Source organism: Janibacter limosus, from assembly GCF_004295485.1.
Lineage (GTDB): Bacteria > Actinomycetota > Actinomycetes > Actinomycetales > Dermatophilaceae > Janibacter > Janibacter limosus_A.
The window spans coordinates 2,384,594-2,400,305 of the sequence record NZ_CP036164.1 but is presented as its reverse complement, the minus strand read 5'-3'; the positions used below and the strand labels follow the sequence as shown (position 1 = coordinate 2,400,305).

Here is a 15,712-nt window from a genome sequence, read left to right as displayed (position 1 = left end):
CATGACCGAGAGCACCTACACCCCCCGCCGCTCGGTCCTCTACATGCCGAGCTCCAACGCCCGCGCGCTGGACAAGGCCAAGACCCTCCCGGTCGACGCCCTGATCCTCGACCTCGAGGACGCCGTCGGTCCCGACGACAAGCCCGCCGCGCGCGAGGCCGCCTGTGCCGCAGTGCAGTCCGGTGAGTACGGCGACCGCGAGCTGACGATCCGGGTCAACGGCATCGGCACCCAGTGGCACGACGAGGACATCGCGGCGGCGTCGAAGGCCGGCCCGCACGGTATCGTCGTGCCCAAGGTCAACTCGGCCGACGAGGTGCGCCAGCTCGTCGCGGCCATGGAGGCCGCCGGCGCCCCCGAGCACACCAAGCTCTGGGCGATGATCGAGACGCCCGCCGCGATCTTCAACATCCGTGAGATCGCGCAGGCCTCCGACCGGCTCGTCGCCTTCGTCATGGGGACCAACGACCTGGTCAAGGAGCTGCAGGCCGACCACGTGCCGGGGCGCGCCCCCCTTCTCACTGCTCTGTCGTGGTCGCTCCTGGCGGCACGTGAGGCCGGCATCGCGGTCCTCGACGGCGTGTACAACGCGGTCAAGGACCTCGAGGGCTTCACCGCGGAGTGCGAGCAGGGCCGCGACATGGGCTTCGACGGCAAGACCCTGATCCACCCCGGTCAGGTCGAGGTCTGCAACACGACCTTCGCCCCGAGCGAGGCCGCGGTCGAGGAGGCGCAGGGCATCCTGCAGGCGTGGGAGGAGGGCGCCGGCAAGGGCGTCGTCACCCACAACGGGAAGATGATCGAGAACCTGCACGTCGACATCGCCCGTCGCGTCCTCGCGACCCACGAGGCGATCACCGCCAGGGGCTGAGTGGTCCCTCCCGCCGCCCAGCGGGAGCGATGCTCGAAGGGGGTGACCCGGCCGGACCAGGCCGGGTCACCCCCCTTCGTCCGTCGTGGTGGTGCACAGGCGGTGATCGTCGTGACCAATTCGTGAGCAAGATGCCCGTAAGATCTCGATGAACCCGGGCAACCACATCACGTGCTGGTGCGTCTGAGGGTGAAAGGGGGGCTGCAGGGGGCTCTCCACGGAGGAGAATAGGAAAACTTCAGATGAGCACGTACGAAGCACGTCACGCCATGCTCGATGTTGCGGCCTCGCCCCACCGTCGACTTCTCATGCGCGGTGGGTTGGCCGCGGCATCCGTCACGGCAGTCACCGGGGCCGGGTTCTTCGTCCCCGCCGCCGCCGCGACCCACCCTCTGCTCAAGCTCGGTAGCCGGGGGACCGCCGTGCGCGAGCTGCAGACCAAGCTCACCAAGGGCGGCTACCGACCCGGGGGCATCGACGGGATCTTCGGCTCCGGCACCCGCTCCGCCGTCATCAAGGTCCAGGGGGACCACGGGCTGGTCAAGGACGGCATCTGCGGCTCCAGGACCTGGGCGGTCGTCGACCGCCTCGGCGCGGGCTCGACGACCCCGCCGCCGACGCCCACCGACCCGCCGCCGTCCGGCTCCCGCCCCATGCTCAAGCCGGGCAGCAGGGGCGCCGCCGTCAAGGCGCTGCAGATCAAGCTGCGGGCCAACGGCTACTGGCACTCCGGCAGCGACGGTGAGTACGGCGACACGACGATGCAGGCCGTCATGGCCGTGCAGAAGACCTACGGGCTGACCCGCGACGGCGTCTGCGGTCCGGCCACCTGGGCGAAGATCGACCGCCTCACCCGTCCCCGGTCCCGCACCACGAGCGGCAACGCGGTCGAGATCGACCTCACGCGTCAGGTGCTGCGCGTCGTGCTCAACGGCCGCACCGCGTGGGTCTTCAACACGAGCACCGGCAGCGGCCAGCGCTACTACCAGGGCGGTCGGTGGCACACGGCCACGACGCCGACCGGCCGGTACCGCTTCTTCCGTCGAGTCAACGGCAGCGACCTCGGCCCGCTCGGTCGCCTGTGGCGCCCGATCTACTTCAACGGCGGGATCGCCGTGCACGGCTACCCCAGCGTGCCGGCCTACCCGGCCTCGCACGGTTGCTGCCGGGTCTCCAATGCCGCGATGAACGCCATCTGGGCGAACAACTGGATGCCCAACAACCGCCTCGTCTGGGTCTACTGACCCGGCAGGACGAGCAGCGAAGGGGGTGGGGCCACGCGGCCCCGCCCCCTTCGTCGTGCCCGGCGTGGTCGAGGACACCCGTGGACACCATGGCGGCACGGGGGACGCGCTGGGATACTGGCGCAAAACCCCCCACGAACAACGAAGGTGGACGCATGTCCCGACTGCAGACGACCGACGGACTGACCGAGGAGCAGCAGGACCTGCTCAAGCTGGTCAAGGAGTTCGTCGACGAGCAGATCATCCCCGTCGCGCAGGAGCTCGAGCACGCTGACGAGTACCCGCAGAAGATCGTCGACCAGATGAAGGAGATGGGGATCTTCGGTCTGATGATCCCCGAGGAGTTCGGCGGTCTCGGCGAGTCGCTGCTGACCTACGCGCTGTGCGTGGAGGAGATCGCGCGTGGCTGGATGCCGGTCTCGGGCATCATCAACACCCACTTCATCGTGGCGTACATGATCCTCAAGCACGGCACCGAGGAGCAGAAGCAGCACTACCTGCCCAAGATGGCCACCGGTGAGGTACGCGGCGCCTTCTCGATGAGCGAGCCCGCGCTCGGCTCCGACGTGGCCGGGATCAAGACCAAGGCCGTGCGTGACGGTGACAGCGACGACTGGACGATCAACGGCCAGAAGATGTGGCTGACCAACGGTGGCTCCGCCAACCTCGTGGCCGTCCTGTGCCGCACCGAGCTCGGCGCCGAGTCCCCGCACAAGAACATGTCGACCTTCCTCATCGACAAGACCGAGGGCTTCGGCGAGACCGCCCAGGGCGTCACCGTCCCCGGCAAGATCGAGAAGATGGGCTACAAGGGTGTCGACACCACCGAGCTGATCTTCGACAACCACAAGACGAGCACCGCACAGCTGCTCGGTGGCGAGCCCGGCAAGGGCTTCTACCAGATGATGGACGGCGTCGAGGTCGGTCGCGTCAACGTCGCCTCGCGGGCCTGCGGCCTGATGATGCGCGCCTTCGAGCTGGGCATCGAGTACGCCCAGCAGCGCGAGACCTTCGGCAAGAAGATCATCGACCACCAGGGCATCCTCTTCCGCATCGCCGACATGGCGGCCAAGGTCGAGGCCGGTCACCAGCTGATGGTCAAGGCCGCACGGCTGAAGGACAAGGGCGAGCGCAACGACCTCGAGGCCGGCATCGCGAAGTACATGGCCGCCGAGTACTGCGCCGATGTCGTCGAGCAGTCCTTCCGCATCCACGGTGGCTTCGGCTACACCAAGGAGTACGAGATCGAGCGCCTCTACCGCGAGGCCCCGATGCTGCTCATCGGTGAGGGCACCGCCGAGATCCAGAAGATGATCATCGGCAAGAGCATCCTGAAGGACTACCCGGCCAAGCGCTGAGCGAGTCCGGCAGGCGAAGGGGGTTGGCCCGCACCTACGCGGTGGGCCGGCCCCCTTCGGCCCGTCATGGGGTGTGTGGTGCTGACAGGCGGGAGTGGGACACTGGACCCATGAGCACCCAGCCGAACATGACCGCACCGATGCAGCAGCACCTGCGGCTCGAGTACCCGATGTCGCTGGACACCTTCGACACCTACGCCGAGGCGCAGCGGGCGGTCGACTTCCTGGCCGACAAGGAGTTCCCCGTCCAGGACGTCATGATCGTCGGCACCGACCTCAAGCAGATCGAGCGGGTGCGCGGTCGCCTCACCAGCGGCAAGGTCATGCTCGGCGGGCTGCTCTCGGGCATCTGGATCGGTGTCTTCGTCGGGCTGGTCTTCACGATGTTCGACGGCGGCGAGGGGATCGTCTCGCGGATGATCTCCACGATCCTCATCGGTGCCGTCTTCGGTGTCGTGTGGGCGTGGCTGGGCTACCGGTCGACAGGTGGCCAGCGCGACTTCACCTCGATCAGCCAGGTCGTCGCCTCCCGCTACGAGGTCTTCACCGAGCACAAGCACGTGCAGGCCGCCCGTGAGCTGCTCGCCGAGCTCGACCCCATGCGCGCCGCGCAGGAGCAGCTGCGGCGCAACCAGGAGCGGGCACGGGCGGAGCACGAGCGGCGTCAGCCGGGTCAGCCCGGTCAGGTTGGTCCGCAGGACCCGCGGGGCTGAGTTTTCGTCCGTCGGGCGAAGGGCGTGGTCGGCGCGCGCCGAAGTCCCTTCGTCGTCGTTCGTCTCATGTTGTCGTACCGGACTTCGGTTTGATGCGCGCCGACCACACCCTTCGCACTCCTGGCCGCTAGCGTCAGGAGCGTGACCACCCAGCCCGCCCTGGCCGCCCTCGATGAGACCTCCTTCGACTCCGTCCTGTGCGTCGTCGCGCACCCTGATGACATCGAGTACGGGATGGCCGCGGCCGTCGCGCGCTGGACCTCCGCCGGCAAGCGGGTGAGCTACTACCTGCTGACCCGCGGTGAGGCGGGCATCGACACCATGGACCCGGTCGACGCCGCCCCGGCCCGCGCGGACGAGGAGCGCGCGAGCGCGTCGGTCGTCGGCGTGGACACCGTCGAGTTCGGCGACCACAACGACGGCGTCATCGAGTACGGGGTCCCGCTGCGACGCGACATCGCCGCGGCCATCCGGCGGACGCGACCGGACCTCGTCCTCACGCTGACCCACGCCGAGACCTTCTCGGCGGGCAACCTCAACCAGGCCGACCACCGTGCGGTCGGGCTCGCCACGCTCGACGCGACGGCCGACGCCGGCAACCGGTGGATCTTCACCGAGCTCGTCGACGACGGGCTCGAGCCGTGGAAGGTCCGCGCGGTCGCCGTCGTCTCGGGTCCGACGCGCACGCACTACGTCGACGTCACCGGGCACCTCGAGGACGCCGTCGAGTCGCTCGAGGAGCACCGGCTCTACAACGAGGCGCTGCCCGACGACTTCCCCAAGCCCGCGCAGCTGCTCGGCAACATCCTGGGCGGGGGCGCGCAGGCCGTCGGCGACCCCGCGGTCGAGCACGCGCTGCTCCTGGAGGTCTTCGCGCGCTGAGGCGCCCCCTTCGCTCAGCGTCGGGGCATGAGCACCGTGTAGTCGAGGTCGAGCACGACCTGCGGCAGGTACTTGCCGTCCTCACCCTTGTACGGGAAGTCGGCGCACGGGGTGTCCTTGGTGGCCACGGTGCGCAGGCGCAGGGCGGCGACATCGGTGCGGCCGGGCAGCTCGATCCGCTCGAGCACCTCGGACCAGGCATAGATCGTGTCGCCGGCGAAGGTCGGGTTGGCGTGGGCGCCGGCGTTGATCGCGGCGATCATCTGCCCGTTGGCCAGGCCGTTGAAGGACAGGCCGCGCGCGAGGCTGATGATGTGGCCGCCATAGATGAGCCGGCGACCGATCTTGGAGGCGCCCTGCGCGTGCTGGTTGAAGTGGACCTTCGCGGTGTTCTGGTAAAGCCGCGTGGCCAGCATGTGGTCCGACTCCTCGATGGTCATGCCATCGATGTGGTCGATCCGCTCACCGACCTCGTAGTCGTCCCAGAGGAAGGGGGAGCCCGCGAGCTCGACGTCGTAGTCGCGACCGGTCAGGTCGAAGGGCACCAGGAGGTCCTCTGCCGCAACGGCGCCCGGCAGGTCGGGGATGACCGTCTCGGGGGCGGGGGAGGCCGGGTCCTTCTTGTGCACCATGACCCAGCGGACGTAGTCGACGACCATCTCGCCGCGCTGGTTGACGCCGACGGAGTTGACGTAGACGACACCGGTCTTGCCGTTGGAGTTCTCCTTGAGCCCGATGACGGTCGAGGAGGTCGTGACCGTGTCACCCACGTGCAGCGGTGCCCCGAAGCGGCCGCCCGCGTAGCCGAGGTTGGCGACGGCGTTGAGGCTGATGTCCGGGACCGACTTGCCGAAGACCAGGTGGAAGGCGAGCAGGCTGTCGACCGGCATCCGCTCGAAGCCCATCGACTCGGCAAAGGTCGACGCGCTCGTCGCCGCGAACCGAGGACCGTAGAGCCCCGTGTAGAGCGCGATGTCGCCGTCGGTCACCGTGCGCGGTGTCGCGTGCCGGATCTGCTGACCGATCGAGAAGTCCTCGAAGTAGTTGCCGGGGACCGTCTTGGTGGACATGCGCAGGACCTCTCGTTGGGCGAAGGGGGGAAACTCCCGCCATCTTCCCCCTTCGCCCGTGGTGTGGTCAGGTCGTCCGGCTGTTGACTCAGCCACACCGTGCGCGGCCGACAGGATCCTCGGGCCCGGTTGTGGGCGCTCGGTGGGATGCTCGGCCATCCGCAATCATCGAGGGAAGGGGGCCGCGCGTGACCACGTCGCGCAAGTCGATGGTTGCGTCGGACCATCAGGACATGGACGTCCGCAAGGCGCTGGCAAAGATCCTCGACGGCGGACGGTTCGAACTCTTTCAGGGTGGCCACTGGGGGATGTTGCGGTGCACCGAGGGGTGCTGTCAGATCGCAGTGAGTGGGACACCCAAGAACCCCCAGCGGCATGCGAGGGATCTGGCGCGGGAGGCCAGCAAGTGCCCACGAGATGACGGCGACGTCCGCAGCAAGGTGCGCAGGGTGCCCCGTCGGTGACGTGAACCTAGGGCGACAAGCGCTCCGTTGCCCTGTCCGAGCAACCCGTCTAGTGTTGTCTGTTGTCAACACCGTGTTCTGGGGAGATGCCATGACCAACGAGTACTCGATCTCTTTCGAGGCGATCGCGCCTGCGTCGCTCGAGGCGCTGTCCCATGCGTTCTACGAGCACTTTGACGGTGTCCTTGTGGAGCGAGCCGGTCAGGTGATCGTGACCGTCCATGTCGACGGTGTCGATGCCGTCGACGCGGCTCGCACGGCCATTGCTGACCTGGAGGACGAGTCGACACTTGGTCTGAGCATCTGCCACGTCGACCTTGACCTCGTCGACGGACCTGAGGTCGGCAGGCGTCTGGGCGTCACCCGCCAAGCGGTGCAGAACTGGGCCGTCGGTACCCGAGGGCAAGGATTCCCTCGTCCGCTGGGTTGTCCTGGCGGCAAGCGCATCTGGGCATGGGGCGAGGTCGTCGCGTGGGCCCGCGACCGCCTTGGCTCGCAGGAGGCCCCCACCCTGACTCGTGACGAAGCGGCGCGCGTCGACGCCCTCCTTGCTCAGCGTCGCAACCTGACGTCCGCGACTGCGTGAGCGATCGGTCCGGACGTTGCTCCGGACTCAGCTGGCCTGGACGTCCTTGATCCACGCCTCGATCTCGTCGGCCGAGTGCGGCCACTCGCCGGAGAGGTTGCGGCAGCCGTCCTGGGTGACGACGACATCGTCCTCGAGGCGCACGCCGATACCGCGGAAGCGCTCGGGCACCTTGAGGTCATCGGCCTTGAAGTACAGGCCCGGCTCGACGGTCAGCACCATGCCCGGCGCCAGCTCGGCGTCCATGTACTCCTCACGGGTGGCCAGGGCGCAGTCGTGGACGTCGATGCCGAGGTGGTGGCTCGTGCCGTGCACCATCCAGCGGCGGTGGTACTGGCCGTGCTCGGTGTCGAGCGTGTCCTCCACCGAGACGCCGTCGGGCAGCAGGCCCCACGCGTGCAGGTGCTCGGCGATGACGCGGATGGAGGCGGCGTGGACGTCGGAGAACTTCGCGCCCGGCTTGACCGCGGCGATGCCGGCGGCCTGGGCGGCGACGACGGCCTCGTGGATCTCGCGCTGGGTGTCGTCGAAGGTGCCGCTCACCGGCAGGGTGCGGGTGATGTCGGCGGTGAAGAGCGAGTCGAGCTCGACGCCGGCGTCGAGCAGGATGAGGTCGTTGGCCTTGACGTCGCCGGTGTTCTTGATCCAGTGCAGCGTGTTGGCGTGGTCGCCCGAGGCGCAGATCGAGTCGTAGCCGACGCCGTTGCCCTCGTGGCGGGCGACGAGGCCGAAGGTGCCCTCGACCCAGCGCTCGCCGCGCCCGCGCTCGGGCAGGCTCGGCAGCTCGCGGATGACGGCCTCGAAGCCGGTGCGCGTGGCGTCGACCGCCTGCTGCATCTGCTCGATCTCCCAGTCGTCCTTGATCATCCGCAGGTGGGACAGGCCGTGGGCGAGCACGTCGTCCGCCTCGGCCAGGGACTCCTGCGTGGCGCCACCCTGGACGCGCACGGTGTCCAGGCGGGCGGTGAGCGCGGTGTCGGCGTCGCGGACCATGCGCACGGTGAGCTGCCCCGCGTCCTTGCCGACCGCGTCCTCGAGCTGCTCGACGTGACGGCCGGTGAGGCCGAGCTCGGACTCCACGTCCTCGATGGAGGCGCGCGCACCGACCCAGAACTCGCCGTAGCGCGAGTCGCCGAAGAACTCCTCGGAGTCACGCGGTGCGAGCGGGCGGAAGTAGAGGGAGGACTCGTGGCCGGCGTCCTCGTCGGGTCCGCCGAGCGGCTCCATCACGAGCACGGCATCGGGCTCGCGGTCGGCTCCGAGGCCGGTGAGGTGGACGAAGGCGGAGTGCGGACGGAAGACGTAGTCGCAGTCGTTGCTGCGCACCTTGAGCCCGCCGGCGGGGATGACCAGGCGCTCGCCCTGATGGGCCGCGGAGACCGCTGCCCGTCGCTGCGCTGCGCGCTTCGCGGCCTCGGTCAGCGGCGGGAGGTCGGCGGACCGCTCCGCCCAGTCCTGCGCGACGAAGGCCCGGAACTCGTCCGTCGTCGGCCGCTTGCGGTTGTCTGCCTGCTGCTGCTCCTCGCTCATGTGGCCATCGTCTCACCACGTGACCAGCGACGAAGGGAGGGGAGCGCGGCTTCGTCGTCGGGGCCGTCTCGATCCCTCCGACCGCGAAGGTGGGCGAGCCTGCCGATCGGGCACGCTTGGTCAAAAGTTCTACAACACACCTAGCGTGGCGACATCAACATGTGGCATGTTGGTTCCAACGAAGGGAGTCGACGATGACTACTGCCCTGGTACTGGGCGGAGCCGGAGGGATCGGCGCGGCAGTGACCCGTCGCCTCGCGGCGGACCATGACGTGACCATCACCCACCACTCTCACCCCGAGCGGGCCGAGGCCTTGGTGGCCGAGCTCGGTGACCGCGTGCGCGCGATCGCCGTCGATGCGACCACCGAGGAGGGGGTCGTCGCCGCCTTCGACGCGGCGCAGGAGCAGGGCGAGCTGACCGTGGTCGTCGACTGCGTCGGTGGCTGGGACTACCCACGCATCACCGAGCTGACGAGCGAGCAGATCAACGACTCGCTCTCCCTCAACCTCGTCTCGGCGCTGCTCGTGCTGCGCGAGGCGACCAAGCGCGTCGCCGACGGGGGCCGGATCGTCATGGTCTCCAGCGTCGCCGCCCGCGTCGCCCCGGCCCGGCAGAGCACCTATGCGGCGGCCAAGGCCGGCCTCGAGGCAGCGAGCCGAGTGGCGGCCAAGGAGGTCGCCAAACGTGGCGTGACTGTCAACGTCGTGCGCCCCGGTGCGACCGACACCGAGTACCTGCGCTCGATCACGAGCGACAAGGCCATCGAGGCGATGGCCGGGAGCAACGCGATGCGCCGCCTGGGCACCCCCGAGGACATCGCGGGCGTCATCGCCCTCCTGGTGGGCCCGGACGCCGCGTGGATCACCGGCGACATCATCGACGCAACTGGAGGCCTGGCATGACCGACGGCAACATCCCAACCCGCACCGGAGTGGTCGGCGGTGGTCAGATGGGCGCCGGCATCGTCCACGGACTGCTCCTCGCCGGCAGCTCGGTCGTCCTCCTCGAGCGCGACGAGGCTGCTGCGACCGCTGCTCGCGAGCGCGTCCAGCGCTCCTGCGACAAGAGCGTCGAGCGCGGCAAGATCGCTGACGCCGCCGAGCCGATGGGCCGCCTGACGACGACCACCGAGGCGGCCGACCTGGCCGACTGCGGCCTGGTCGTCGAGGCCGTCCCGGAGGACGAGCAGCTCAAGCGCGACACCCTCCAGCGGGTCGAGGCGGTCATCGCCGACGACGCCGCGCTGGCCACCAACACCTCGAGCATCTCCCTCGATGCGCTGGCGACCTCCCTTCGCCACCCGGAGCGGCTCCTCGGGCTGCACTTCTTCAACCCCGTCCCCGCGAGCAAGCTCGTCGAGATCGTCATCGCGACGGCCACCGACGAGACGTGGCGCGAGCGCGCCGTCGAGTGGGTGAGCGAGGGCCTGGGCAAGACGCCGGTCGTCGTCGCGGACTCGCCGGGCTTCGCCAGCAGCCGCCTCGGCGTCGCGATCGGCCTGGAGGCCATCCGCATGCTCGAGGCCGGCGTCGCCTCAGCGGAGGACATCGACGCCGCCATGTCGCTCGGCTACGGCCACCCGATGGGTCCGCTCCGGCTGACCGACCTCGTCGGTCTCGACGTGCGCCTGGGCATCGCCCGCTATCTCGAGCGCGAGCTCGGACCCCGATTTGCCCCGCCGCAGCTGCTCGTCGACCTCGTCGAGCAGGGCCATCACGGCCGCAAGACCGGACGCGGCTTCTACGACTGGAACGACGCCAAGGAGAAGACAGCATGAGCGAGATCCTCGAGAGCTATGCAGGCGGCCGCTGGGTGGCCGGGACGGGCGAGGGCCGCGAGGTCCGCGACGCCGTGACCGGCGAGACCGTGACGCGGGTGTCCAGCGAGGGCATCGACCTCGGTGGCGTCGTGGCGCACGCCAAGGCGAAGGGGGGTCCCTCCCTTCGCGCGATGACCTTCCCCGAGCGGGCGGCCGCGCTCAAGGCGGCTGCGGGTGCAGTGCAGGCCGGCAAGGACCGGCTCTACGAGCTGTCCGCGCAGGCGGGGTGCACCGCCCGTGACGCGGCCGTCGACGTCGACGGCGGCATCGGGACCGCGATGGTCTACTCCTCCCTCGGACGCAAGGGCCTGCCCGACGGCACGGTGATCGTCGAGGACGACTTCATCCAGCTGGGCAAGGAGGGCGTCTTCGGCGGGCGGCACGTGCTCACCAGCCCGCACGGGCTCTCGCTGCAGATCAACGCCTTCAACTTCCCCGTGTGGGGCATGCTCGAGAAGCTGGCGCCCGCCCTGCTCGCCGGCGTCCCGACGATCGTCAAGCCGGCGACCCCGACCGCCCACATCGCTGTCGAGGCGGTGCGGATGATGATCGAGTCCGGCGCCCTCCCCGAGGGTGCGCTGCAGATCGTCGCCGGCTCCATCCCCGGGCTCTTCGACGAGCTCGGCGGCCAGGACCACATCGGCTTCACCGGCTCCGCGGACACGGCGGCGATGCTGCGCGGCGATGCCGCGGTGACGCGCCGCTCGGCCCACTTCAACGCCGAGGCGGACAGCCTCAACGCCTCGGTCCTCGGCCCCGACGCGGTGCCCGGCGAGCCGGAGTTCGACCTCTTCGTCAAGGCGCTCGTGACCGAGATGACCGTCAAGGCCGGCCAGAAGTGCACGGCCATCCGGCGCGCGCTCGTGCCCGCCGCGCAGATGGACGCGGTGGCCGAGGCCGTCGCGGCCCGCCTGGGTGGCATCGGCATCGGCGCCCCGGGAGCGGAGGGGGTGCGCATGGGCGCCCTCGTCGGGACCGACCAGCGTGACGACGTGCGCGCCGCCGCGGCCCGCATCGCGCAGGCCGGGCAGATCGTCTACGGCGACCTCGAGCGTGTCGACGTCATCGGCGCCGACGCGGACAAGGGCGCCTTCATGTCGCCCGTCCTCGTGCGCGTCGACGACGCCGACCGGGCCGAGCCGCACGAGGTCGAGGCCTTCGGTCCGGTCAGCTCGCTCATCGGGTACCGCGACGTCGAGCACGCCGTCGAGCTGCTGGCCCGGGGCGAAGGGAGCCTTGCCGGCTCCGTCGTCTCGGCCGACGCGGACTTCGTGACGGACGTGATCGCCGGGGCGGCCCCCTTCCACGGCCGGATCCTCGTCCTCGACCGGGACAGTGCCCCCGAGTCCACCGGGCACGGCACCCCGATGCCGCAGCTCGTCCACGGCGGTCCCGGCCGCGCCGGTGGGGGACAGGAGGAGGGCGGCCTGCGCGCCGTCCACGCCCACCTGCAGCGCACCGCCATCCAGGGCAGCCCGGCGGTCCTCGGCCGTCTGGGGGAGTGACGCTCAGCGAAAACATTCCACAAAGTCTTGTCGCCACGCGCATAGACGTGTAGAACATAGGTAAGACCTCGCAAGGACGCGACCTTAGGAGAGAGCATGACGACGACCGACGACCGCATCGGGTCCGCCCCGGAGCCGACCGGCCCGACCAGCCCGATCGATTACAGCCAGCGCATCCCCAACAACGTCAACCTCAACGACAACCGTCGCCTCCAGCGGGCGCTCGAGGGCTGGCAGCCGAAGTTCCTCGACTGGTGGAAGAACCTCGGACCCGAGCTGCCCACCAAGGACGTCTACCTGCGTACTGCGGTGGCCGTGGGCCGCGACGGCTGGGCGCACTTCGAGCACGTGCCGATGGAGGAGTACCGCTGGGGCATCTTCCTCGCCGAGGGCAACCCCGACCGCGAGGTCAGCTTCGGCAAGCACAAGGGTGAGCCCGCGTGGCAGGAGGTCCCCGGTGAGTACCGCGCCGACCTGATGCGCCTGATCGTCATCCAGGGCGACACCGAGCCGGCCTCGGTCGAGCAGCAGCGCATCCTGGCCAACACCGCGCCGTCGATCTACGACATGCGCAACCTCTTCCAGGTCAACGTCGAGGAGGGCCGTCACCTCTGGGCGATGGTCTACCTGCTCCACGCGTACTTCGGTCGTGAGGGTCGCGAGGAGGCCGAGCAGCTGCTCAAGCGCAACTCGGGTGACTACGACAACCCGCGCATCCTCGGTGCCTTCAACGAGGCCACCACCGACTGGCTGCAGTTCTTCATGTTCACCTACTTCACCGACCGGGACGGCAAGTACCAGCTCGGCACCCTCAAGGAGAGCGGCTTCGACCCGCTGGCCCGCACCTGCGAGTTCATGCTCAAGGAGGAGGCGCACCACATGTTCGTCGGGACCACCGGCGTGCAGCGCACCGTGGAGAAGACGGCCGAGGTGATGAAGGCCAACGGCGGCAAGGCCACCTTCGAGGACGGGGTCATCCCGCTCGACATCATCCAGAAGTACCTCAACTTCCAGTACTCGGTCTCGATGGACCTCTTCGGGTCCGAGCAGTCGACCAACGCCGGCAACTACTACAGCTCCGGCCTCAAGGGTCGCTGGCAGGAGACGCGTCGCAAGGACGACCACACGCTGCTCGACGACGAGCGCGAGATGAGCTACGTCGAGGACGGTCAGATCAAGACCAAGACCGTCCCGATGATCTCCGCGCTCAACCTCGACCTGCGTGACGAGTACGTCGCCGACTGCGAAAACGGCGTGCGCCGCTGGAACCAGGCGCTCGAGGACGCGGGTGTCGACGAGCGTCTCTACATCCCGCACGAGGGATTCCACCGTCAGGTCGGGGTGTACTCGACCCACAAGATCAGCCCCGAGGGCGAGGTCCTCGACGACGCTGCGTGGGAGGCCCGCGAGGGTGACTGGCTGCCGACCGACGAGGACCGCGCCAGCGTCGCCAAGCTGATGGTCCCGGTGTACGAGCTGGGCAAGTTCGCCAGCTGGATCGCCGAGCCGCCGACGGGCATCAACGGCCAGCCGGTCGAGTACGACTACGTCCACCTCGAGGAGGACGGCGCGCCCGAGGGAGCCTCGGCGTGAGCGTCCAGCTGACGTGGGCGCGCGAGGACAACCCCGTCTGGGACGCGGACAAGGCGCGTATCGCCGCCTCCGCCCCGGACGGGGCCCTTGCCCTCGACTTCGCCGACGGGGCCGACCTGCCCGGTGACTGGTTCGTCGCCAAGGACGGCGACGACGTGGTGGGCTTCGGGTTCCTCGACACGACGTGGGGTGGCGACGCCGAGATCACCCTCGTCGTCGACTCCGCCCGCCAGGGCGCCGGCGTCGGTGCCTTCGTGATGGACCACCTCGAGCAGGAGGCCCGCTCGCGAGGCATCAACTACGTGCACAACAGCGTGCGCGACACCCACCCCGACCGGGACGCCGTGCACGACTGGCTCGCGGTGCGCGGCTACAAGGGCAACGAGAGCGACGCGACGCTGCGCAAGCACGTCGGCAAGCCCGGCTCCGGCCGCCTCCCCGAGCCGAGCACGACGGCGGCACCGTCCGACTCGCGCTCGCAGGGCGAGGAGGAGAGTGGCGACTACGTCGACGTCGAGGCGCACCGCTTCTAGGGGCGTCACGCCACGAGCCCGGGCCGGTATCGCCCGGGCTCGTGGCGTGTCACGCTCCGGACGAACGAAGGAATGGCCCTGGGGAAGAAGCCGGTCAGGGCGGCGGTGACCCAACCGTCGTCGTTTGACCGGCCTTCTTCCTTGAGTCGGGCCACTCCCTTCGTCGTCCTGCGCTGTCCGTGCCGATCTGCCCGGCTCCCCGTGAGGTCGCGGCGGCCGGTCAGCGGTTTGGCGACGTCGGTCAGCGGCTCGCGGGGATGCGCCCGTCCCGTCTGGGTCCTGGGCCGGAAGGCCGCCCCGCCCCTCAAGTTACTTGCAGGTACGACGTGCACCTGTGGGTCAGGCTGCCCGAAGAAGCCCGGAAATCTGGGACTCTCCGAAGCGAGCTGCCGGGAAGTGCACGTCGTACCCGCACGTAACCAGAGGGATCGGAGTGGAGATTGCGTCCCCACGTCCGGCGCGTCCTCACGCCCGAGATGCGTCAGGTGCGCTCGCCGGCCGCCTGCTCCATCCGGTCCCACTCGCGCTGGGCGCGGCGGTGCCAGCGGTCGCGGCGGGTGTGGAAGAGGGTGGCGGCGGCCGGCCCGGGCCAGTCCGGGGGGAGCAGCTCGGCGGGCAGGTCGGGGTCGATGAAGGGGAAGGAGCGCCAGGCCTGGATGAGCTCCACCTGCGCGGCGAAGGCGGCGGTGTCGTCGTCGACGCTCCGATCGGTGAAGTCGGCCGCGAACTCCTGGTAGCGGGTGCGGACCTCGGCCAGGTCCCAGGCGGCGTCGATGAGCGATGCCGGGTCGGTGCCCGCGGCGCGACGACCCACCCAGGCGAAGGCGCGGTCGGCGAGGTCCAGGTCGGACAGGGCGCCCTGCACCTCGTCCTCCTTGTCGGCGTCCGGGATGATCCACATGCCGGGGGTCGGGCAGCCCAGGCCCAGCCAGGTCAACCGGGTGCGCAGCTTGTGCCGGGTGCTGCGCTGCGACTCGGGCACCGCCGCAGCCACGACGAGCCACTGCCCGTCCCACGTGCGTCGGCTGCGCAGGAAGCTGTAGATGCGCTCGGTGCCCTCGGCGAGCAGCGCGCGGCCGGTGTCGGTGAGCTGCCACCGCACGCGTCGGCCGTGCCGCTCGGACTCGATGATCCCCTGGCTCGCCGTGCGGGCGATCGTCTGCCGCGCCGACTTCTCCTCGACCCCCAGGGCGCCCAGCGCGGCGACCAGCGTTCCGGTCCAGGCGGATCCGTCCCGGGTGTGGACGAACTCACCGAGGATCGTCAAGAGCATGGAGCGCGCGCTGGCTGCTCTGGAACGCTCTCCGTCGACCGGTGCGCTCACGTCGTCGACCTTGGTGCTCACGTCTGTCGTCTCCTCGTCCGGGTGTCGTGCCCAGAGTGACACCCGCGCCGCTCCCGATCGTGCAAGGGCGCCGCCGGGCGACACGCTGTGCGACCTCCCCTTCGTCGTTGAAGTTAGGTCCGCCTGAGTTCAAACTACTACGAAACAGTTTCGATACGACTATTGACTGTAGAACAAATCACGTCCATTCTCAGTG

At 69.5% G+C, this 15,712-nt stretch carries 14 protein-coding genes; 11 read left to right on the top strand and 3 right to left on the bottom strand.

Translation table 11 applies throughout. The features are described from left to right. Position 1: 1 nt before the first annotated feature. The 5 genes from EXU32_RS11360 (at position 2) to EXU32_RS11340 (ending at position 5,068) form a co-directional block, all read left to right on the top strand. Positions 2–871 (top strand): HpcH/HpaI aldolase/citrate lyase family protein, encoded by an 870-nt coding sequence (locus tag EXU32_RS11360; RefSeq protein WP_130630009.1) that lies wholly within the window; start codon positions 2–4, stop codon positions 869–871. A gap of 242 nt (positions 872–1,113) precedes the next feature. Continuing rightward, entirely contained in the window at positions 1,114–2,115 is a 1,002-nt protein-coding gene (locus EXU32_RS11355) for a L,D-transpeptidase family protein (protein ID WP_130630008.1), read from the top strand. A gap of 155 nt (positions 2,116–2,270) precedes the next feature. Beyond that, positions 2,271–3,473: an acyl-CoA dehydrogenase family protein gene (locus EXU32_RS11350; RefSeq protein WP_130630007.1), complete on the top strand. Its 1,203-nt coding sequence runs from the start codon at positions 2,271–2,273 to the stop codon at positions 3,471–3,473. 110 nt (positions 3,474–3,583) lie between these two features. After that, on the top strand, positions 3,584–4,186 hold the full coding sequence (locus EXU32_RS11345; RefSeq protein ID WP_130630006.1) for a general stress protein: 603 nt from the start codon (positions 3,584–3,586) through the stop codon (positions 4,184–4,186). Positions 4,187–4,327: 141 nt separating this feature from the next. Continuing rightward, entirely contained in the window at positions 4,328–5,068 is a 741-nt protein-coding gene (locus EXU32_RS11340) for a PIG-L deacetylase family protein (RefSeq protein ID WP_130630005.1), read from the top strand. A 14-nt stretch (positions 5,069–5,082) separates the two neighbouring features. Here the strand turns inward: EXU32_RS11340 and EXU32_RS11335 are convergent, their stop codons facing one another. After that, positions 5,083–6,138, bottom strand: coding sequence for a MaoC family dehydratase (locus EXU32_RS11335; protein WP_130630004.1), 1,056 nt, complete (start codon positions 6,136–6,138; stop codon positions 5,083–5,085). A 555-nt stretch (positions 6,139–6,693) separates the two neighbouring features. Here EXU32_RS11335 and EXU32_RS11330 point away from each other — a divergent pair. After that, positions 6,694–7,188, top strand: coding sequence for a hypothetical protein (locus tag EXU32_RS11330; RefSeq protein ID WP_130630003.1), 495 nt, complete (start codon positions 6,694–6,696; stop codon positions 7,186–7,188). A 27-nt stretch (positions 7,189–7,215) separates the two neighbouring features. Here EXU32_RS11330 and EXU32_RS11325 read toward each other — a convergent pair whose 3' ends face one another. Then, positions 7,216–8,718 (bottom strand): aminopeptidase P family protein, encoded by a 1,503-nt coding sequence (locus EXU32_RS11325; protein ID WP_130630002.1) that lies wholly within the window; start codon positions 8,716–8,718, stop codon positions 7,216–7,218. Positions 8,719–8,912: 194 nt separating this feature from the next. Here EXU32_RS11325 and EXU32_RS11320 point away from each other — a divergent pair, with 194 nt between their 5' ends. From EXU32_RS11320 to EXU32_RS11300, 5 genes are all read left to right on the top strand, one after another. Further along, positions 8,913–9,623, top strand: coding sequence for an SDR family NAD(P)-dependent oxidoreductase (locus EXU32_RS11320; RefSeq protein ID WP_130630001.1), 711 nt, complete (start codon positions 8,913–8,915; stop codon positions 9,621–9,623). Continuing rightward, the gene (locus EXU32_RS11315) at positions 9,620–10,498 is read left to right on the top strand and encodes a 3-hydroxyacyl-CoA dehydrogenase family protein (protein WP_130630000.1); all 879 of its coding nucleotides are present in this window, start codon (positions 9,620–9,622) and stop codon (positions 10,496–10,498) included. Before EXU32_RS11320 ends, EXU32_RS11315 begins: the two co-directional genes overlap by 4 nt. Then, entirely contained in the window at positions 10,495–12,045 is a 1,551-nt protein-coding gene (gene paaZ / locus EXU32_RS11310; protein WP_130629999.1) for a phenylacetic acid degradation bifunctional protein PaaZ, read from the top strand. Before EXU32_RS11315 ends, paaZ begins: the two co-directional genes overlap by 4 nt. 96 nt (positions 12,046–12,141) lie before the next feature. Continuing rightward, complete coding sequence (gene boxB / locus EXU32_RS11305) at positions 12,142–13,638, top strand: benzoyl-CoA 2,3-epoxidase subunit BoxB (protein WP_130629998.1); 1,497 nt, start codon at positions 12,142–12,144, stop codon at positions 13,636–13,638. Then, a complete protein-coding gene (locus EXU32_RS11300) occupies positions 13,635–14,171 on the top strand; it encodes a GNAT family N-acetyltransferase (protein ID WP_165399654.1) in 537 nt (178 codons plus the stop codon). The genes boxB and EXU32_RS11300 overlap by 4 nt, the downstream gene beginning before the upstream one ends. Before the next feature lie 481 nt (positions 14,172–14,652). On the opposite strand, the gene EXU32_RS11295 is transcribed toward EXU32_RS11300, so the two are convergent. Beyond that, on the bottom strand, positions 14,653–15,516 hold the full coding sequence (locus EXU32_RS11295; RefSeq protein WP_207233784.1) for a PaaX family transcriptional regulator: 864 nt from the start codon (positions 15,514–15,516) through the stop codon (positions 14,653–14,655). Between the last annotated feature and the right edge of the window lie 196 nt (positions 15,517–15,712).